Origin of the sequence: Paenibacillus xerothermodurans (assembly GCF_002220865.2) — a bacterium.
In the GTDB taxonomy this organism is placed as follows: Bacteria; Bacillota; Bacilli; order Paenibacillales; family NBRC-103111; genus Paenibacillus_S; species Paenibacillus_S xerothermodurans.
Map to the genome: position 1 here is coordinate 36,182 of NZ_NHRJ02000014.1, position 18,188 is coordinate 54,369.

An 18,188-nucleotide genomic window follows, 5' to 3' on the forward strand; every position below is an offset into this window, starting at 1 on the left:
GATAAGCTATGAAGAAGTATAGAGTGGGTCTGATCGGTGCCGGCGGCGTGACGGAGCTGCATTTGGAGGGATACAAACAATATCCCGAGCGTGTGGAAGTGGCTGCGATTTGCGATCCGAATCAGGATGTACGGAATGCTAAGGCAAAGAAATATGGTATAACTCAGCAATTTGACCATTTACAGGACTTCATTCAACACAGCAACGTGGATGTCGCTGTGGTTTGCACGCCAACCTCCATCCGCCGAGATGTAGTATTGCCTCTGCTCCAAGCCGGTTATCCGCTTTACGTGGAGAAGCCATTCTCCGACACCCTAAGTGAGGCCATAGAGATCACAACAACGGCTCAGCAGTTGGGCATCCCGATAGCCGTAAACCAAAACTTCAGACGGCACTACCCGTTCCAGCTCGTAAAGCAAATCGTGGCACAGCGCACCATCGGGAACGTCACCGCCATCATTTTCAACAATTTGTTCTTCCGTCAAGACGTCGGTTGGAGGCTTCAGTGCGAGCGCCATGCCCTTTCTGTGATGGGGATCCATTGGTTTGACGGATTCAGACAGATTCTCGGCTGTGAAGCCAAATCCGTGTCAGCTCTTATGAGCTCTTCGCCGGCCATCGACTGCGTTGGGGAAACGGACGCCACGGTGCAGCTTGAGTTCGAAAATGGGACCATCGTCACCTATACGCAAAGCTTTTCTTCTGCCTACAGGCGCACGGAAATGGTCGTGGTAGGGGAGATCGGTACACTGCAAACTTCCCATGCAGCCGTAGAATTGTTCCGAGCAGGGGAACAGCAACCCGTTCAAACATGGTCGAATTCTGTGTCTCGCGAGTCAGCTACATTCGAAGGGCTCAACCATCTTCTGATTTCACTGGAGACGGGAACGGAGGCGCCTAACAGTGCACAGGACAATTTGCGCACCGTTGCCATGCTGGATGCCGCTTACGTCTCTGCCAAAGAGAAACGGATCGTGCATCTAAATCAGGGAGCGCTGGTATGAGAGATATTAAGCTTGCTTTTTCCCGACCTACGGCAAATGAAGAGGAGCGTGCTGCTCTATTCCAGCATTACTCCAAAATCGGTTACGACGGGCTGCAGCTGAAGCATTCCCAATATATAGGGTACATAGGGGAGCCGGACCGTTTTCTTGCCGAGTGGGGAAATCAATCGGGCGTTGGCTCGGCCCTAATTATCGGAGGCACGCTGGATGGCGCTAACATTGCCGCCTTACGCAGACTGTTTGGCTTTGCGCAAAAAATCGGCAGCACGATCATCGTGTTTTGTCATGGTATCCCCCGTAGCGAAGTAACAGCTCAGGACATTCGGTCCTACGCCGCCGTGTTATCCGATCTTGGCAAAGAGGCACAGCAACTCGGCTTGTCGCTGTCGCTTCATCACCATTACAATCAGCCGGTAATGTATCGGGATGACTTTGATATTTTCTTCAATCAGGTGCATGATGGCTCGGTCGGTTTAACCATAGATACGGCTCACCTGGTGAAATCCGGTATCGTGGATGTTGCGGAAGTAATCACAAGCTTCGCCACATACATCGACAATTTTCACCTGAAAGATTATGCGGGAGGGGATTGGCGGGTACTTGGGCAGGGAAACATCGACTTTCGTCCGATTTTTCAGGCCATACAGGGTGTCCACTACCGCGGCTGGATGTCCGCGGACGAGGAAAGCGGCGGGGAGATGATGCGCAGCATGACGGAATGCCTACATTTTATGCGTCAAGGACTAAGCGACGCCGGCCATTAGAATGATGCAGGAGGAAGAGCGCTATGGATTCCCAGGCTGCCCGCTTGAAGCCCAATCTGCTGAGGAAGAAGAACGCACGGAATACACGGCTGTGGTTTGAGCTCAAGCGTGATAAATACTTATATGTTTTGGTTCTGCCCGGACTCATTTATTTTCTTGTATTCAAGTATTTGCCCATGTGGGGCGTGATGATCGCTTTTCAGGACTATTCCCCGTACCTTGGTGTAGTCGGAAGCAAATGGGTCGGCTTCGAGCATTTTGTCCGGTTTTTCTCCAACCCTGATTTTGCAATTTTATTCCGCAATACAATGATGATCAGTATGATTAATTTGGTGTTTTTCTTTCCGCTTCCCATACTGCTGTCGCTCTTGCTTAATGAGGTAAAGCAGCAGGTGTTCAAACGAGTGATTCAATCGATCGTATATCTCCCGCATTTTTTATCATGGGTGATTATTGTGGGCATCACTTTCCTGCTGCTTTCACAATCGTCCGGCATTGTTAACGTGATGCTGGAGAAGGCTGGATACTCTCGTTATGATTTTTTGACTAACAAAGACACATTTTGGGCACTGCTCACATTGCAAAATATATGGAAAGAAACCGGATGGGGCACGATTATATTCCTGGCGGCTATAACCGCCGTCGATCCGCAGCTCTACGAAGCGGCAAAAATGGATGGAGCCAACCGGCTGCGCCAAACCTGGCACATCACATTGCCTGCTATCCGGAACGTGATTCTCGTATTGTTCATCCTGCGGTTGGGCCACATCATGGATGTCGGCTTTGAGCAAGTGTTCCTCATGATGAATGGCGCTGTCGCGGAAGTCGCTGACGTGTTTGAAACGTATGTGTACCGCAACGGGATTCAAAACGGCCAATTCAGTTATACAACTGCCGTTGGCCTGTTTAAATCGGTTATCGGTTATGCTCTCGTCATTATAGCCAATTCCTTGGCGAAAAAATTCGGGGAAGAAGGCGTCTACTGATCTTGCCTGATTCGCACGGAAGGGAGGTTACACCATTGTGAAACAGAGCTTGGGAGCCGGTCTTTTCAACGCGGCCAACACCGTCGTTTTAATCCTTATAGGTCTGGTGACGTTGTTTCCGCTGTACTACGTGTTTATCGTCTCATTCACCGACGCACAGGAGTATCTCGAGAAAAACGGATTTGTACTGTTTCCGCACCGATGGTCGCTTGCCTCTTACAAATACTTATTTTCTACATCCGCATTCATCAATGCCACCGGCGTGAGCGCGTTTCTTGCCATAGTCGGTACCGGCTTGAGTCTTATGATTACATCAGCGATCTCGTTCGGTCTATCGCGCAAACGGCTGCGGGGCAGAAGGGCAATGATGATGGGTATCGTCGTTACACTTCTGTTTAGCCCCGGCATTATCCCGCCATATTTGTTGGTCAGAGAGCTGGGACTGATCAACAGCGTATGGTCCTTGATCATTCCTGTCCTGACCAGTGGATGGTATGTCTTATTAATGAAGAGCTTTTTCGATAATATCCCGGCTGAGCTGGAAGAGGCTGCGATGATTGACGGCAGCTCGGATTTGGGTACCTTTTTCCGGATTGTGCTTCCGCTCTCAGCTCCGGCGCTTGCCGCCTTTGGTTTGTTTTATGCGGTGGCTTATTGGAATACGTTTTTCTCGGCGGTACTGTATATTAACGATTTTGCCAAATTTCCGCTGCAGGTGGTGCTTCGTAATATGATCGTAAACTCGGACACTTCCACCGGCGGCGCGGCTGCGGTAGAAATGATGTCAGAACAGCAGCTTCCTACCCAGACCATTAAAATGGCTGCCGTCGTAATATCAACTCTCCCGATTCTATGTGTGTATCCGTTCCTGCAAAAGCATTTTACCAAGGGAGTTATGTTAGGCTCCGTGAAGGGCTAGAGGTGAACAAAAATGGGAGGGCTTTCTATGAAAAGCGGAAGATCGTCCTTTAGGAGCAAGCGTGTCAACCTGTCATTAATTGGAACGTTGTCGCTGACCTCCTTACTAGCGGGTTGCTCGAGCGATTCGGGAGCCGGTGATTCCGGCGCGAACAATGCGGGTCCGGTGACAATCAATGTGCTGTCCGATTTCACCATCGCCCAGCCCCCGGCACCAGATAATCCGGTATGGAAGGAATTTGAGAAAAAGACGAACACAAAGCTCAATATCACATGGGTCACCGGTCCGGACTATGTCGACCGCCTCAACGTGGTGTTAAGCTCTGGTGATCTGCCGGATTTGCTGAAGCTTGATGACATGACCAATCCGCTGTTTCAGCAAATGGTGAAACAAGGCGCGTTCTGGGATCTGACTCCGTTTCTCCGGGATTATCCGCATCTTATGGAATATCCGAAAGTCATTTGGGAGAACACCAAAATCGACGCGAAGAATTACGTGGTACCGGTGGCCAGACCGTTAAACGGTTTCGCATTCGCCGGCATCCGCAAGGACTGGTTGGATAAACTGGGGCTGCAGGTACCGCAGACGATGGATGACTTTTACAATGTGATGAAAGCCTTCAAGGAAAAACAGCCGGAAGGAAAAGCGGATACGTTCGGTTATACGATGCGTGCCCAGGAGTTCATCGAATACGTGTTCACGAATACAAACGGCAGATGGAAAGAGGTTAACGGCAGCTTAATCGACGCGAATTTCGATCCCGGTATGAGAGAGGCGCTTTTGTACAAACACAAACTTTATGCGGAAGGACTGATTCCTCCCGACTACTCTGTAATGAAGGATAATCAATTCTGGGACATGGCGACCAGTGGGAGAGCAGGGATTACTTCGGAAACCATCGAGGCATTATGGCGCTGGACTTATGACCAGTGGAAGCGGGATCCGAAGGTGGAGTGGCTGCCACTTAGTTCTTTGTCACACAAAAACGGACCTTTCGTACCGGAATACCGGGGCTATATTGGCGTGCTGGCGATCCCGAAAAAGGTGCCTGAGGAGAAAGTGAAAACCATCCTATCGCTGCTGAATTACGGCGCTTCTGAAGAAGGAGGCACGCTATCGTTGTACGGCGTGAAGGGGGTGCATTACAACGAGGAAAACGAGATGAAAGTTACGACGGAGCAGGCTGTGAAAGACAGCGTAGGTGTCGGCTCTTTCGGGAAAATGTTCATGCGTTATGATCCTTATATGTATGCTTTTGCTCCGGGCATGCCGAAGGAAGTGTTCGAACGGAATAAAAGAATCATTGATGAACGGGCGAAAGTGGCTAAGCCTGATGTTGCGGTCGGATTGGTCTCTGAAACGGATATTAAAATGGGATCTGACTATAAAAAGAAAATATCGGATATGAAGACCCAGGTCACGATGGGTAAGGTCGGGATTCAGGCTTGGGATAAGCTGATTAACGACTTGAAGCAGGATCCGAATTACCAACAAATTATTAAAGAAATGAACGACGCGTATAAAGCGCGCAGAGCGGCGCAGGGGAAATAGGCATGAGCGTGGTGGCATCCGGGAAAAATCCATTGTTAAAGGAGATGCGGACATGGGAACTGTAACAGATTTGCGAAAGCAGGAAGAAGAGAGATTGTTATCTATGGGATGGGGAAAGATTCAGTGGCTATGCGGCAAAGATATTGATCCTCAAGCCGAGATGACCTTCGGCATGGTGTACATTGAGGCAGGGCGAGCTAATGACAGGCATATCCATCCGAACTGTGAGGAGCTCATCTTCATTTTATCCGGAGAATGCGATCATTCTTTGGGCGATGAGGTTTTCCATCTGCAGCCCGGTATGATGCTGCGCATCCCGCGGAACGTCCCGCATAATGCCAAGGTGACAAGCTGGGAACCCTGTCGCATGATTATCGCTTATTCTTCAGCCGACCGGCAGACTATCGGGGAGTAAGGCCGTTTATTCTTGGCACATGACGAGTGCCTCAAGACAGTGCTGCTGAAAGGGGAAAAAAACATGGCGATATCCAGAGAGGAAGCGTTACATCACATACGTTTGCAAGCTGCGGAGGGCAAGACAATAATCGGCGCCGGAGCGGGGGCCGGGCTGTCCGCCAAGTGTGCGGAAGCGGGTGGAGCCGACCTGATCATTATTTATAATTCGGGACGCTACCGGATGGCGGGGCGCGGCTCATTGGCCGGGCTCATGCCTTACGGGGATGCCAATCAGATTGTGATGGAAATGGCCGCTGAGGTGCTTCCGATCGTGAAACATACCCCCGTTCTTGCCGGTGTTTGCGGCACCGACCCATTTCGCGTCATGGAGGTGTATTTAAAGCAGCTGAAGGAAATGGGTTTCACGGGCGTTCAAAACTTCCCAACCGTTGGGCTATGTGACGGCGTATTCCGGCAAAACCTGGAAGAGACGGGAATGGGTTATGACCTCGAAGTAGAGATGATCCGCACAGCGCATGAGCTCGACTTGCTGACAACACCCTATGTGTTCAACGAGCGCGATGCTATCCAAATGGCAGCGGCGGGAGCTGACATACTCGTTGCGCATGTTGGGCTGACAACGAAGGGCAGTATCGGGGCTGCGACAGCAATGACATTGGATGAATCGGTGGAGTTGGTGCAGCGCATTCACGATGCCGGAAAAACTGTGAATCCGGATATTTTGGTCATCTGTCATGGGGGGCAGATCGCTGAACCGGAAGATGCCGCCTATGTTCTGAGCAGGACGAAGGGTGTGGCCGGCTTCTTCGGGGCATCCAGTGTGGAACGGCTGCCCGCCGAAGTAGCGATCACTGAGCAGGTAAGGACGTTCAAAAATATATTCATTGCCAAACTTGATCCTGGCCGCTAGGCCAGGTTTATTTGTGTGCTGTGGCGGACATGCAATCGCTCCACCATCTTGATCTTGCCGGCCGCAACAAGTTGAACGAACTGCTTCTTCCGGCTAGGGCAGGCATCACGTTTGATAAGCTGCTTAACGTGTCGCCTTTTATCCGGGTGATCCCACCGTTACTGTCCGTTACCGCCGCACGTATTCCCACATTTCGCCATACAATAGGAGTAAGCATACGTTGATCTTATGAAATGAGGAACCAACCATGATTGTAATCGCAGGGCAAAGCGCCTCCGCCTTCGACGGCCATATGCTGTCCGGGCTGGAACGTATGATTTATGTGCAGAAGCAAGAGAGCTCCATCGTGTACAGATATAACTCCGTCGACAGTCTGATGTTTGAATTGCGCATGCGAACCCGTATCGTGGCGGCTGCCCGAGCACTGGCTGGCAGTGGCGCGAGGTTTGCCACGTTTGAAAACTCGCAATGCAATGAGGCGTATTGGCATCGCACAGCGGCCGGCGGCTTCCGCCTGCGCAGCGGAGTTGCCCCGCAGGCCGGGATTAGGGATATTTTCGTCAATGGGGGACTGTACGCATTCGAATGTGCAACGGCCATGGTGATCGTCTTGTATAAAGCTGCACTGGATTCCATCGATCCAAACCAATTTGATAGGCTGTTTGCCAATGTGTATTTGTTTGACTGGCTGTATGACAACGATTTGCGGCTGATCGACAGGGCGAATCCCGGCGAAGCGGTGCCCGGCGATGTGCTGTATTTCGAAAACCCGGACGTTTCGTCCGCTACGCCATGGTGGAGGGGCGAGAACGCCATTGTGATGGGGGGCGGTCTGCTATACGGGCACGGCATCGGGCTGACCTCGGCAGAAGAAATCATTAACGTCCTCAACAGGCACAGAGAGCCGGGCAGCACCAGATCGGCATACCTGACAGACAAATTCACGCAGGTGGACTTTTCGTATTTGCAGCAGTTTCGATCGGCCGCCCAAGCAACACCAATCATCGCCAAAGTCGGCAGTCGAAAATATGTTTGCTGACGCAACTGGAACCTGTGATTTCCATTCATGTGCTAATACGATCAGAGCCGCAACCAAGGCAAACACGTGAACTTTTAGTGCACAAACGGGGTGAAAGAACGTGAAGAAAATACCATTAAAAGGTATTGTTTTCGAATCGGGTGAGGGAAGCGCCGACCACGCTCACAAAATGTATGTCACAGCTGGAGACGGCCAACCGGTACATGCTCATCCATTTACCGGGACGACTTCCTTCGACGCCGGGCATGCGCACAGCTATGCCGGCACTACGGGGCCGGCACCCAGCCGGGTGGAGCATACGCACGCTTATCACGCAGAAACGACATTCAATGACGGCCATACCCATATCATACACGGAGTGACCGGACCCGCCATCCCGCTTCCGCATGGGGGCCATCTGCATTACTTTGAAGGAAATACCACAGTGAACGGAAGCGTTCCGCACGCACACCATTACAGCGGCAGAACCGGCGAGGCGAACGCAGATTAGTCCGCTCGCACACTAACAATCCGCTGAGGATCAACGTTCAGATGCAGGGCCAGCGGCTCCGGTCAACTCCAGGAAATATGACTTCATATCGACCATTCGTTCGGTTTTCGGTGCTCGTTCGGTCCCGCAGATCAACACAGGCACCAGAGAATCCCATCTATGCAGGGAGCCGTGCGCTCCCCCTCCTGTGTGACTTCGTGAGTTTTTGTCCGCCAGCTCGTAGCCGTATTTGGAGGTAACCACGAGAAAGTCGCCTTGATGCGAGTGGAGCGCCGCGGATAACCTTTGCAACGCATCGGGATAATCGCCATATTGCACAGTATGTCTGGCACGATCCCATTGTAAATCAAGCACGTCCACATCGTTCTGAACAGTCCAGCTTTGGTTATAAGTATCGTGCACATCGCCATTGGGACGGTATTGCATTTCTTTTTGCGTGCCGCCCTTCATTACATAAATCCATCCGTTTTCCTTCCAAGCCACGATATCAATCCGGTTGTCCGCCCTTAAATCGTCAGCAATATCTCGCATGCTGTACTTGGCATTCAAATTATAGACATAGGCCATATCTTCGTTGGAGGCAAGTGCGACTTCTGTTTGGTCGGTGGCGGTATCGCCGGGGGTGAGTATTTCGTAATTCATCAGTATATCCGGCAGTTCAATCACAGCCTGCTCGCCGGCACGCCGGACAGGGGTGACCCCGCTGTCTCCCACGAGGATAAAAACCGCTTGCCTCAGCGCTTCATCGCGGGAACCGTAGCTTTGCATGATTTGATTGAGCTGCTGGTCGACGTCTTTCAAGGTGTCCATATGAGAAGGGCCATCCTCATGTAACTCCGCGTCCAAATCCGGCATATACACACAGAGCAGATCGGGTACGTGATTGTTTTTAATCAAATATGAAGCGACATCGGCGGCGTACTGGTTATTTATGCCGAATTGCTGCGTCATGTTAACTTTCAGATCAATTACGCCGGCCAAAGGGTTGGAGAAGGCGCCGAGTGTGAAGAAATCTGGCCCCTTAACCTTCTGTTCCGCTGGCAATGAGGTTGTGCCATGGAGCCAGGATGGAAAAGTCAGCGTATGCTCCGCGCTTCCCCGGTAGATAATGCCGTTAATGGAGCCCGACTGACGGCCTTCTGCTGCCAGGTCTTCATAAATCGTCGTGATCTGCTTACTTAGATGAGTGTCATTCAGTTGAAAAAAAGTTTGCTGCAAGAACGGATTGATTCCCCTTTGCATAACATCCTTTGTTCCAGTTCCGTAATTGATGAGCGTTTTATCATTCGCTGAGTACCAGACCAGGCCCGGTACACGATGCTTGTCCGGGTAAGTGCCTGTGAGCAAAGTACTGTCAATAGTAACACTCATGGTTGGAAAAGAGCTGACAAACTCTTTGTAATATTGTCCGTGATCGGCTAAGTAGCGGAAGGTGGGAAGTATGTTTTGCTGTATGCCCCGGTCTATCGAGGAAGAAAGCAAGGAATCCACCATGATCAGTATGACGGGTTTGACGGCCTTGGCGCCGTTGGATGATTTCATTTGCGATAAATCGTGCTCGTGAGGCTGCTGCTTCGTGCACCCGATGAGCAGAACGACTGCAAGCAGCACAGCGATAGCTGGAATTCGATGTTTGCACATATTTATGCTGAATCTACGTTCATTCATGCCGCTCTGCCTCCCAGTTGTGTTGATCCGCTCCCTTAGTATGTCTGGAAAACAGCACTGCCATTAGCAAAATTGATCGCTATCGGGTGATGCTCACGTTCCGGGTCATACGGTGTTGCAACGGCCGCCCAATAAAGCAAGCCGGCATCCCGCGTGAACGGGTGCCGGCATGCGCTGGCGTGCTTGCGTGCTTGTGTGCGCTGGTGTGCGGCACATTATCTGCCTTCGTCCCGCTCCAATCGGCTAACGCGTCGATCCAAGCGCTCGACATCACTGGATAATCGCTGCACCTCACGCTCCAGCCTCGTTACCCGTCTTGCGAGCTCACGCTCTGCTGGAGGTCCTGGCGGATAAGTTGGCCCGCCCGCCGGTGGCTGCCCCGCTGTCGGAATGTACAGACGTAAGCCGGGGTAAATCCGGCTTGGATCCGTTAGACCATTAGCCTGCATAATGGCCTGGGGAGTAGTTCCGAATCTCGCGGCGATTGCCCATAAGGTATCGCCGGGTTGAACAGTATATAACATTGAAGATCTCCTCCACTTTGACGGTATCGGGGAAGATGCTGACCTGCGCTTACCTACCGTCCGGTACGCCTACTCACGCGCCTAGCAGCACTGTGCGGGGCGTGCGGAAGGCGTACCGGACGCAGGCGCTACTGGATCAGAGCAGAGCCTGCCACCTGCATCGGTGGACCAGCCGCGCGCATAGCACAACGGTGGCGTGGCGTGCGGCAGGCTATACCGGGGCAGGTGCGACTGCACCAGAGTAGAGCCTGCGCGCCTGCATCGGAGGACCAGCCGCGCGCATAGCACAACAGTAGCGTGGCGCGCGGCAGGCTATACCGGGGAAGGTGTTGCTACATCCGAGCAGAGCCTGCCACCTGCATCGGTAGACCGGCTGCGGCGGTCAGTCTTGTTGAGCCGAGTGATATCCATGCCATGCATTGCCGGTCGGCACCTGTGGTTTGCGGCCCCCGACATTTACGCCGAGCTCTCCGGCATAGCTGCCCAGATTGCCCCCGATATGCATGCCCGCCCCTTTACTGCTTATATTAGTGCCGGCATGCACACCTGTGCTGTAATCGCCAAGATGGCCGCCGGCATGAACCCCCGTGCCTTTCAGCCCAAAATGGCCGCCTGCATGCACACCAAAGCTATGACCCCAAAGATGGCCGCCGGTATGAAGACCCATGCCATGACCGCTATGGTATCCTCCTCCCGGCGGATAAATCCCATAGTGCTGCGGCGGATACGGCTGCGCATAAGGATAAACCGGTGTTCGATCGAACGGATACGCGTAAGGATGAAATGCCATGATAAAAACCTCCATTCAGATTGATGATGTAGCCTATTCACAGTCTGCCGCACATGATACTTGCCCCATGGAAGTTGGGCGTGAAATGGGCATGTTATACTTTGGGGCTTTGGAAACAAACTATAGCTGCGACTTGACGCCAGAGGAGGAGGGGATAAACAATGGGGGGAAATGTGGAAGACATGGAGACGAAACTAGCGGATGCAACTGCGAGCATCGAGGAAACCGGCTCGGATGAAATACTTCGTTTTTACATCGGGAAGGCGATTGACGAGTACATGAAGCTGAAGGCCATTGGAGATGTTTCAGACGAAAATGTGGAACATCTGGTGACTCAACTGGCATATGATTGTTACCGAGTGGGATATGTGGCTCAACAAAAGTGATATTGCGAACACAACGAATAACCTACTGCCGTGAATGGCGTAGGTTGTTTGCATTCGGTGGCGAAGTCAATCGCGTATCGACTCACGCACTTGCAAGGTGTGGATCTCACCAAGTGGATCGATTCACGCGCACTGGCAAGGTGTGGATCTCACCGAGTGCATCGACTGACGCGCACTTGGAAGGTGTTTATCTCACCAAGCACATCGATTGAGCGTCGCAAGGCTGGGATGTGCATGCCACAGGGTCACTGTGAAGCCTTGCCTGTCAGCTGCCGCGTGACATCAGTCGCAGCCAGCCAAGTGCCGGTTTCTCCCGCTTGTAAAGATGGGGGTTTCATCCTAAAACGTCCGCGAAGTACGAAATGCCTAAGCGGCATGGCCTGCTCATCAACCACGATCAAGCTGCCTGCGAATGTTGCGTAAGGTGAATCGAAGGCTATGCGCTTCGAGCTCTCGTCCCAATGTCCCCGAATCGGAATGGGCCGCCCGCGGAAATTTACCGTACCGTCTACAACGCCGTTTCTGACTGAGTTAATGACCAGCGTGCCCCAAACGATCGGCCGTCCGGCTATGTCCGCGCGTATTGACCAGAGGGACGGGTATGGTATGCTTACTGCAGTTACCCGTTCTGTTTGCAAATGCAAAGTGTATCTCTCCTCACTGTCGATGAATGAAATGCTCATGACAAGCGTGACACTGTAACCAGTGCAAACAACAAAGCACTGGTACTCAATAGTCCCTATAGTGTATGTACAGCCGGAGGAAGAAGTGCCTATGCGGCAGCTGTGAGGGTGGGCACACAACGGAAAAAACCGCCGATGAGGGAGCGCGACCGCAGTTGAATCTGGCGGGTATGCAAACTATTTCGCGTCGCACACACGAGTGCAGTGGATCCGTCCAGAGGTGCTGGAACGGTGAAGCGGGAGTGAGGGCGGTCTGAGCAAGCTGGCACGATGAAATTTGCGCGGCCGACGGTAAGCATAAGTTAAGAGTTCGATACACGGCTTACGGCGTTACCTCAGCTGCCGGCAGCGCAGTGTTTGGCCCAGCTTTAAAAGCTTGAGATTCGATTCGTCCAGGTCCAATCTTTGCCACTCCGACAAAAGACGGTCTACCGCTTCCTTAGGTGTGTCGTCGGCAAGCTTGAACGTGCCATAATGCATCGGAATAAAAGCAGACGCCCCTAAGTCAAGATAGGCTCGGACAGCCTGTTCCGGGCTTACGTGCTCCAGATGATTAAACCATTCCGGTTTAAAGGCGCCAATAGGGAGCAATGCATAATCGATGTCGAACCGCCTGCCGATTTCGCGGAATCCACGGAAATACCCTGAGTCGCCGGCGAAATAAATGGTCACGTAGCCGCCGGGCTCCGTGCTGCGTTTCCTTATAACCCAGCCTCCCCAATGCGAGGTGTCTCTGTCCCACAAGGTGCGCTTGCTCCAATGCTGAGCGGGTACAAACACAAATTCAACGTCTCCCCATTTTTTTCGCTCCCACCAACTGCATTGTTCTACGCGCTGCAGCCCTTTTTTATAAAACAATGATTGCAGGCCTTCGGGTATCAGGAACAATGGGTTTCCTGGCAGCCGCCTAAGAGAGGGGAAATGCAAATGATCATAATGGCCATGCGAGATCAGCACGATATCCACGGGAGGCATATCCGACAGTGCAATGCCGGGCGGAGTGAGACGCTTTCCAAACCCCATTAGGTTCGCCCACACTGGATCAGTCACAATGTTCAGTCCTCCTATCTGAACCAAGAAGGTAGAGTGTCCGATCCAGCTGATGGTAGTTTCGTTCCGGTTGGAACGCAGAAAAGCTTTCTCCACCTGGTGCGTTTGAGGCACACGTAACATCCACTCTTTGCGTTTGTATCTCCTGTTCGGCCGGTAGCGTGTCCATTTTGCGAGATCGAGCCATGTTTTCTTATTTTTGATATTATCAAGATTGCGATACCGTTTCCTCGCATTCCGCCTCATAGGTGGATACCTCACTTTGTGCGTCAAGTCTCTGTCTGAACATGATCCCGTGACAATAATTTGTCCGCGCCGGTTTTAAATCATACACGACAGTCGCTACGGCAGAAGGGCCAAGTCAAATAGGTGCCTGTATGCGACTTGATTCTGAAAAAACTGCTAATCATAGATAAAGTTACTGGTTGTCACGTGGCGCGTGATATGATAAATTGTTAATCTGTTCAGGGGACGATGAGGCCCTGGTCGCTAGCGTATGAAACTGTGCTGCAGTACCAATTTTGGTAAATATCACTGGTTGAATCGTGTCTGAATATATGTTAAATTAATAGTCCGACGTCATAATGCCAATCGCATTATGTGCGCGGGGCCATAGCTCAGCTGGGAGAGCGCCTGCCTTGCAAGCAGGAGGTCAGCGGTTCGATCCCGCTTGGCTCCACCAATATTCCCTGATAGCTCAGTTGGTAGAGCACTCGACTGTTAATCGAGTTGTCACAGGTTCGAGTCCTGTTCGGGGAGCCAATATGGAGGCTTAGTGAAGTGGCTAAACACGGCAGACTGTAAATCTGCTCTCTACGAGTTCGGTGGTTCGAATCCATCAGCCTCCAGTTACTTCGTTTCATTTTGTTTGACGTCAGCTTTGAGCTGGCATAGCAGTCGCCGGAGTGGCGGAATCGGCAGACGCACAGGACTTAAAATCCTGCGGTGGGTGACCACCGTACCAGTTCAAGTCTGGTCTCCGGCATAGCCTATCAAGCCGGTATGGCGGAACTGGCAGACGCGCGCGACTCAAAATCGCGAGGGAAACCGTGGGGGTTCAAGTCCCTCTACCGGCATTTTATATTTATAGCACGATGACATGGTGTAGATTCGGGAGCCGCAGCAGTGGCTCCTTTTATATTATTTGGGTCGGCCGGCGAAGTCTGGTCGGCCTTTTTTTGCGTGGCGGCTCAGTTGTTCATCCTGCTGTAACCAATTGGAAGGATTGATTTCAGCAGACAGGGTTACATTATCTTTCGTGCGATTTTTATAAAAAAGGCGAGAGATGGTGAGTCCAATCATATCACATGCTGCTCCAAGGCTTTACCACTGGTTTGTGCGACCGAGATGGGTGACGAAAAAATACATACACAATCACGTGCAATCTCATTTTGATTTGAATGATAAGCATGTGTTGGACTTCGGGTCCGGCACAGGGGCCAATTCGCCCATGGTTAACCCGCTGTTTTATATCGGAGTGGATCCGGATGCCGCACGGGTGAACTATGCCAAATCGCTGTATCCCGGGCACAATTTTCGCGTGCTGAAGGATAGCAGGCTGCCGGTAGATAATGGCATGATCGATTACATTCTTATAATCGCGGTACTGCATCACATCTCGTCCGATGAAATAGCGCAATATATGAAAGAATTCACTCGGGTGTTAAAGCCGACCGGCATGATTATTGTGATGGAACCGCACCTCAATGATAAAAATCCGGTGTGCAACCGGTTCATGCAATGGTATGACAAAGGCGATTTCATCCGCCATGAACAGGATTACCTGCGGCTGTTTGAGGAGCACGACTATGAGTGCAGCGTACTGAAGAGGTTCAAAAAATGTTTCTTGTACAATGAATTATTCTTCGCAGCCAGACCGAAGCATAAAACGTAAGCTGATACGGCTCCGGCAGCACCATTACAAATTTACACTAGTCGTACAGATCACGGTCAGCGATGGCGAGGCCGTGTGCTCTGCATATCGGTCCGAGCATTTGACACATAATACCCTAAGTGTGTCCGGACAGATAATTTTTTTCTAAAAAGGAGGCGCAGCATGCGTTTCGGAACTGTTATCAAAAATAGGGTCTTTCTGTTGATCTGTTTGTTGGCACTGGCCGCGACCGCAGGGTGCTCCAACAACAAGCCGCTCAAAGTAGGCGTTGAAAACAACTTCCGTCCGTTTACATACACCGAAGGCGGGGAAATAAAGGGTTTCGAGGTAGAGCTTTGGCAGGCCATCGCGGAGAAGGCGAACATTGAGTATGAGCTGGTGCCGATGGAGGCCGTTGAATTGAACGAAGCCGTTACATCAGGCGAGGTCGATCTGGCGATCGCGGGGTTGACGGTCAACAAAGCCCGGAAGGACAATTTTGCCTTTTCGGAACCATACTTTGAAACGGGACTGGTCATTCTGACGACGGCAGACAACACCGATATCCAAGATAAAAAGGGGCTGGCCGGCAAGGTCGTAGCAACCCAGACCGGCTCGAGCGCCTACACGTATGCGGGCGGCATTGAAGGGTTGAAAGAAGTCCGGGGCTACGCCGACATTTCCGAAGCATACAACCAACTGAAAAACAAAAAGGTGGATGCCGTTATTTTTGATGAACGCAGCGTGCATCATTTTATGCAGACGACCGGCGACGGCAAAGTGAAAATGGTGGGAGAGGTGCTGAATAAGGAAAGCTATGGAGTGATGGCAACAAAAGAAAGCAGATACATCGGCAGAATCAACCAAGCCATCACCGCGGTAGGCAACGATGGCACCTATGAGTCGTTGTACGCAAAATGGATGGGCGGTCAGCCGAAAAAACTGCCGGGGCAGTGATCCTTCCGCCACGTCTGCCGGGGCCGCAGCCCCTGCTGTGATTTCTGCCTCGGGGGAGAGATGCGCGGCCGGGTTGCCGGTGGATTGGATGAAGAGCCTTCGAGTCGTTCGACCGGAGGCTCGTTTTGCTTTTAACCGCATGATTATTACTTAATGTGAAAAAGGTGATCGACCGTGAAAACCTGGAGAACACTATTCTATGTCATACCTGTCGTATTAGCCGTCGGGGCGCTCGTGGCCTTCTATCGCTGGCAGCCGGAATATGCGTACATCCCGCCACAGGACAAGCTGATGAACCCGCCGCCCGCACAAGACAGTCAGGTGAACGGGGAAAAGCAGTATGACGTATGGGGACAGACCCTGACCGAAACCGCCGCCGAAAGCGCCGGCTTAACACCGCACAACGGTGCGGTCGCGATTGACGAAAAGCTGCTGAAATTAGGCCGGGACACCTTGTACAAGGAAACGTTTAGTAACGAAGTCTTCCTCACCGACATTATGGGAATCGTAGATGGTCCTTTTACCATCACGAACATGGCCAAAGCCATCGTACAATTGAAAGGCGCGGGCACCACCAATTTACAGGTAGAGCTCGCGGAAGATGTGACACTCGGTGACCGGTCGTACAAAAAAGGAGAGAAGGTGGACACAGGCATCGATGTGCCCAAAGGTGTGTACGCTCCGTTAGGCATGCCTGTGAAATTTTCACGCGGACAATTGCGAGTGGGCATCAGCTGTATGGCCTGCCATGCGACCGTGGATCCCGATACGAAAATGGTCATTGAAGGCGCACCCAATGCTGACCTGAACGCGGGACTGCTGATGGCTCTGGCAACCAATTCAGCCGCGTATTTCACCCACACCGACGTGGAGAATGTCACGAAATACATAAAGGATGTAAACCGCACTGTGGTTACATCCACGGGCGGCGCCAGCGCGCTGCCGGATCCGGCCGAGCTGGAAAAGGCGGTGGACGCCAACTTAGTCAAGTGGCCAAAGGGAAATTTTGATTCTACCATCGATATGAAGAGCAATCCGGCGCAGATTCCGGACTCATTCACAAAGGACGGACATCCATACGGCTGGAGCGGGTTTGCAGCTGCCGGTCCGTTCCACGGGCTGAGCGCGTTCAGTAACAACGTTCATGCCCAAAACTCGGACTCTCTGGCCCAAGTGGAAGCGAGCGAGGCTTTATTCGGCATGGAGAGAGAAGTGTATCTCGGCACGTTGCTGCAAAACGCGCCCAATCCTGCGTTTCGGTATGCCCCCGCGAGCGGGCTGAAGCCATCGGAGTTTTTTGCGAAGGCCGATCCTAATCCGGGAACACCCGGCGTGAACGAAATGATAAAACCTCCATCGTTCCCCAAGCTCACGATGATGGCGCCGGACGGCTTATTTATCAGTTCTCCGGGCTTTAAAGTGGGTGAGCAGGTAAACGCAATGGCTGCGTATCAAAATACGATTATTCCCCCACGCGGTACCAGCGCAACGGATGCTACAACGCTGCAGCAGGGTGAGCGGGTATTTCAACGTGCGCAATGCTTATCCTGTCATTCCGGGGCCGCGTTCACCAACCACCGCGTTGTTTCAGCCGAGACAATCGGAACCGAGCCTTCTCGTGCGAAAGCTCTAAAGAAAACTGAGTATCTGTTCGGTGCTGCATCCATATACAGTCCCGACACGCCGGTTCCTGTCCCGCCGGGCGCGAAGGTTCTGCAGGTGCCGACCGCTCACTTGGATCCGGCGCAGATAAAACTTGCTTACGCGCACGGCGATTCGCCAGGAGGTTATAAAGTTAAAGGGCTTCTCGGACTGCGATGGACCGCTCCGTACCTGCATGATGGGGGCGTGGCTGCGGGGTCCGACCCTTCACAATTAGGGATACCAGGCACGCTGGCCAAGGGTATACTGCCCGATCCGGCAAACAGCTTGAAAGCTTTAGTCGACCGTGATCTAAGGCGAAACGTAGTTGATGCAAACAAACGGGAACCGGAGCTGGCGCGCGTGCACGCAGCGGGGATCGGACATGAGTATTGGGTGGACCAGTCTGCGGGATTCACCAAATCGGAGCAGGACGCGCTGATCCAATACTTGCTTTCTCTGCAAGGCCAGTGGGCCGAGCAGCGGTCTGCTAACAAATAATACTAAGCTCTAGAAATCCGATGGGAGAAGTGGTA

18 protein-coding genes and 5 tRNA genes are annotated in these 18,188 nt (G+C 52.1%); 18 read left to right on the top strand and 5 right to left on the bottom strand.

Features of this window, described 5'->3' with window-relative positions; all coding sequences use genetic code 11:
* Positions 1 to 8 precede the first annotated feature (8 nt).
* From CBW46_RS17065 to CBW46_RS17105, 9 genes are all read left to right on the top strand, one after another.
* On the top strand, positions 9 to 1,004 hold the full coding sequence (locus CBW46_RS17065) for a Gfo/Idh/MocA family protein (RefSeq protein WP_089201203.1): 996 nt from the start codon (positions 9 to 11) through the stop codon (positions 1,002 to 1,004).
* Complete coding sequence (locus CBW46_RS17070; RefSeq protein ID WP_089201204.1) at positions 1,001 to 1,768, top strand: sugar phosphate isomerase/epimerase family protein; 768 nt, start codon at positions 1,001 to 1,003, stop codon at positions 1,766 to 1,768. Before CBW46_RS17065 ends, CBW46_RS17070 begins: the two co-directional genes overlap by 4 nt.
* Positions 1,769 to 1,791: 23 nt before the next feature.
* Entirely contained in the window at positions 1,792 to 2,754 is a 963-nt protein-coding gene (locus CBW46_RS17075; RefSeq protein WP_089201205.1) for an ABC transporter permease, read from the top strand.
* Between the two features lie 37 nt (positions 2,755 to 2,791).
* The gene (locus CBW46_RS17080) at positions 2,792 to 3,673 is read left to right on the top strand and encodes a carbohydrate ABC transporter permease (protein ID WP_089201206.1); all 882 of its coding nucleotides are present in this window, start codon (positions 2,792 to 2,794) and stop codon (positions 3,671 to 3,673) included.
* Positions 3,674 to 3,700: 27 nt separating this feature from the next.
* Positions 3,701 to 5,224, top strand: a complete 1,524-nt coding sequence (locus CBW46_RS17085) for an extracellular solute-binding protein (protein ID WP_165842359.1) — start codon at positions 3,701 to 3,703, stop codon at positions 5,222 to 5,224.
* A 52-nt stretch (positions 5,225 to 5,276) separates the two neighbouring features.
* The gene (locus CBW46_RS17090) at positions 5,277 to 5,639 is read left to right on the top strand and encodes a cupin domain-containing protein (protein ID WP_089201208.1); all 363 of its coding nucleotides are present in this window, start codon (positions 5,277 to 5,279) and stop codon (positions 5,637 to 5,639) included.
* A 63-nt stretch (positions 5,640 to 5,702) separates the two neighbouring features.
* The gene (locus CBW46_RS17095; protein WP_089201269.1) at positions 5,703 to 6,551 is read left to right on the top strand and encodes a phosphoenolpyruvate hydrolase family protein; all 849 of its coding nucleotides are present in this window, start codon (positions 5,703 to 5,705) and stop codon (positions 6,549 to 6,551) included.
* 247 nt (positions 6,552 to 6,798) lie between these two features.
* On the top strand, positions 6,799 to 7,590 hold the full coding sequence (locus CBW46_RS17100) for a protein-glutamine gamma-glutamyltransferase (RefSeq protein ID WP_089201209.1): 792 nt from the start codon (positions 6,799 to 6,801) through the stop codon (positions 7,588 to 7,590).
* A gap of 100 nt (positions 7,591 to 7,690) precedes the next feature.
* Positions 7,691 to 8,080: a YmaF family protein gene (locus CBW46_RS17105; RefSeq protein ID WP_089201210.1), complete on the top strand. Its 390-nt coding sequence runs from the start codon at positions 7,691 to 7,693 to the stop codon at positions 8,078 to 8,080.
* Positions 8,081 to 8,110: 30 nt separating this feature from the next.
* Here CBW46_RS17105 and CBW46_RS17110 read toward each other — a convergent pair whose 3' ends face one another.
* The 3 genes from CBW46_RS17110 to CBW46_RS17120 all read right to left on the bottom strand — a co-directional run bounded on the left by CBW46_RS17110 (position 8,111) and on the right by CBW46_RS17120 (position 11,062).
* Positions 8,111 to 9,748 carry an alkaline phosphatase family protein gene (locus CBW46_RS17110; protein ID WP_243633369.1) on the bottom strand — a complete coding sequence of 546 codons (1,638 nt, stop codon included), beginning with the start codon at positions 9,746 to 9,748 and terminating at the stop codon, positions 8,111 to 8,113.
* A gap of 215 nt (positions 9,749 to 9,963) precedes the next feature.
* The gene (locus CBW46_RS17115; RefSeq protein WP_089201211.1) at positions 9,964 to 10,272 is read right to left on the bottom strand and encodes a LysM peptidoglycan-binding domain-containing protein; all 309 of its coding nucleotides are present in this window, start codon (positions 10,270 to 10,272) and stop codon (positions 9,964 to 9,966) included.
* A 382-nt stretch (positions 10,273 to 10,654) separates the two neighbouring features.
* Complete coding sequence (locus tag CBW46_RS17120) at positions 10,655 to 11,062, bottom strand: hypothetical protein (protein WP_089201212.1); 408 nt, start codon at positions 11,060 to 11,062, stop codon at positions 10,655 to 10,657.
* Positions 11,063 to 11,223: 161 nt separating this feature from the next.
* On the opposite strand from CBW46_RS17120, the gene CBW46_RS17125 reads away from it, so the two are divergent.
* Positions 11,224 to 11,448: a hypothetical protein gene (locus tag CBW46_RS17125; protein WP_089201213.1), complete on the top strand. Its 225-nt coding sequence runs from the start codon at positions 11,224 to 11,226 to the stop codon at positions 11,446 to 11,448.
* Between the two features lie 245 nt (positions 11,449 to 11,693).
* Here the strand turns inward: CBW46_RS17125 and CBW46_RS17130 are convergent, their stop codons facing one another.
* Complete coding sequence (locus CBW46_RS17130) at positions 11,694 to 12,092, bottom strand: type 2 periplasmic-binding domain-containing protein (protein ID WP_243633370.1); 399 nt, start codon at positions 12,090 to 12,092, stop codon at positions 11,694 to 11,696.
* A 369-nt stretch (positions 12,093 to 12,461) separates the two neighbouring features.
* On the bottom strand, positions 12,462 to 13,427 hold the full coding sequence (locus CBW46_RS17135; protein ID WP_089201214.1) for an MBL fold metallo-hydrolase: 966 nt from the start codon (positions 13,425 to 13,427) through the stop codon (positions 12,462 to 12,464).
* Positions 13,428 to 13,787: 360 nt separating this feature from the next.
* Between CBW46_RS17135 and CBW46_RS17140 the strand changes: the two genes are divergently transcribed.
* From CBW46_RS17140 to CBW46_RS17175, 8 genes are all read left to right on the top strand, one after another.
* A tRNA-Ala gene (locus CBW46_RS17140) sits at positions 13,788 to 13,863 on the top strand.
* Positions 13,864 to 13,867: 4 nt separating this feature from the next.
* Positions 13,868 to 13,943, top strand: a tRNA-Asn gene (locus tag CBW46_RS17145).
* A gap of 4 nt (positions 13,944 to 13,947) precedes the next feature.
* Positions 13,948 to 14,029: transfer RNA gene (locus CBW46_RS17150), tRNA-Tyr, on the top strand.
* Between the two features lie 51 nt (positions 14,030 to 14,080).
* A tRNA-Leu gene (locus CBW46_RS17155) sits at positions 14,081 to 14,166 on the top strand.
* Positions 14,167 to 14,177: 11 nt separating this feature from the next.
* Positions 14,178 to 14,257, top strand: a tRNA-Leu gene (locus tag CBW46_RS17160).
* Positions 14,258 to 14,466: 209 nt separating this feature from the next.
* A complete protein-coding gene (locus CBW46_RS17165; protein WP_089201215.1) occupies positions 14,467 to 15,075 on the top strand; it encodes a class I SAM-dependent methyltransferase in 609 nt (202 codons plus the stop codon).
* A gap of 162 nt (positions 15,076 to 15,237) precedes the next feature.
* Positions 15,238 to 16,011, top strand: a complete 774-nt coding sequence (locus CBW46_RS17170) for a substrate-binding periplasmic protein (protein ID WP_089201216.1) — start codon at positions 15,238 to 15,240, stop codon at positions 16,009 to 16,011.
* Between the two features lie 291 nt (positions 16,012 to 16,302).
* Positions 16,303 to 18,153: an electron transport protein gene (locus CBW46_RS17175; RefSeq protein ID WP_243633376.1), complete on the top strand. Its 1,851-nt coding sequence runs from the start codon at positions 16,303 to 16,305 to the stop codon at positions 18,151 to 18,153.
* Positions 18,154 to 18,188: the final 35 nt, after the last annotated feature.

Bases quoted from the DNA above. Each gene is read 5' to 3' on its own strand.
- CBW46_RS17065 (WP_089201203.1), top strand. From the start codon at position 9: ATGAAGAAGTATAGAGTGGGTCTGATCGGTGCCGGCGGCGTGACGGAG.
- CBW46_RS17070 (WP_089201204.1), top strand. From the start codon at position 1,001: ATGAGAGATATTAAGCTTGCTTTTTCCCGACCTACGGCAAATGAAGAG.
- CBW46_RS17075 (WP_089201205.1), top strand. From the start codon at position 1,792: ATGGATTCCCAGGCTGCCCGCTTGAAGCCCAATCTGCTGAGGAAGAAG.
- CBW46_RS17085 (WP_165842359.1), top strand. From the start codon at position 3,701: ATGAAAAGCGGAAGATCGTCCTTTAGGAGCAAGCGTGTCAACCTGTCA.
- CBW46_RS17090 (WP_089201208.1), top strand. From the start codon at position 5,277: ATGGGAACTGTAACAGATTTGCGAAAGCAGGAAGAAGAGAGATTGTTA.
- CBW46_RS17095 (WP_089201269.1), top strand. From the start codon at position 5,703: ATGGCGATATCCAGAGAGGAAGCGTTACATCACATACGTTTGCAAGCT.
- CBW46_RS17100 (WP_089201209.1), top strand. From the start codon at position 6,799: ATGATTGTAATCGCAGGGCAAAGCGCCTCCGCCTTCGACGGCCATATG.
- CBW46_RS17110 (WP_243633369.1), bottom strand. From the start codon at position 9,748: ATGAATGAACGTAGATTCAGCATAAATATGTGCAAACATCGAATTCCA.
- CBW46_RS17115 (WP_089201211.1), bottom strand. From the start codon at position 10,272: ATGTTATATACTGTTCAACCCGGCGATACCTTATGGGCAATCGCCGCG.
- CBW46_RS17120 (WP_089201212.1), bottom strand. From the start codon at position 11,062: ATGGCATTTCATCCTTACGCGTATCCGTTCGATCGAACACCGGTTTAT.
- CBW46_RS17125 (WP_089201213.1), top strand. From the start codon at position 11,224: ATGGGGGGAAATGTGGAAGACATGGAGACGAAACTAGCGGATGCAACT.
- CBW46_RS17135 (WP_089201214.1), bottom strand. From the start codon at position 13,427: ATGAGGCGGAATGCGAGGAAACGGTATCGCAATCTTGATAATATCAAA.
- CBW46_RS17165 (WP_089201215.1), top strand. From the start codon at position 14,467: ATGGTGAGTCCAATCATATCACATGCTGCTCCAAGGCTTTACCACTGG.
- CBW46_RS17170 (WP_089201216.1), top strand. From the start codon at position 15,238: ATGCGTTTCGGAACTGTTATCAAAAATAGGGTCTTTCTGTTGATCTGT.
- CBW46_RS17175 (WP_243633376.1), top strand. From the start codon at position 16,303: ATGAACCCGCCGCCCGCACAAGACAGTCAGGTGAACGGGGAAAAGCAG.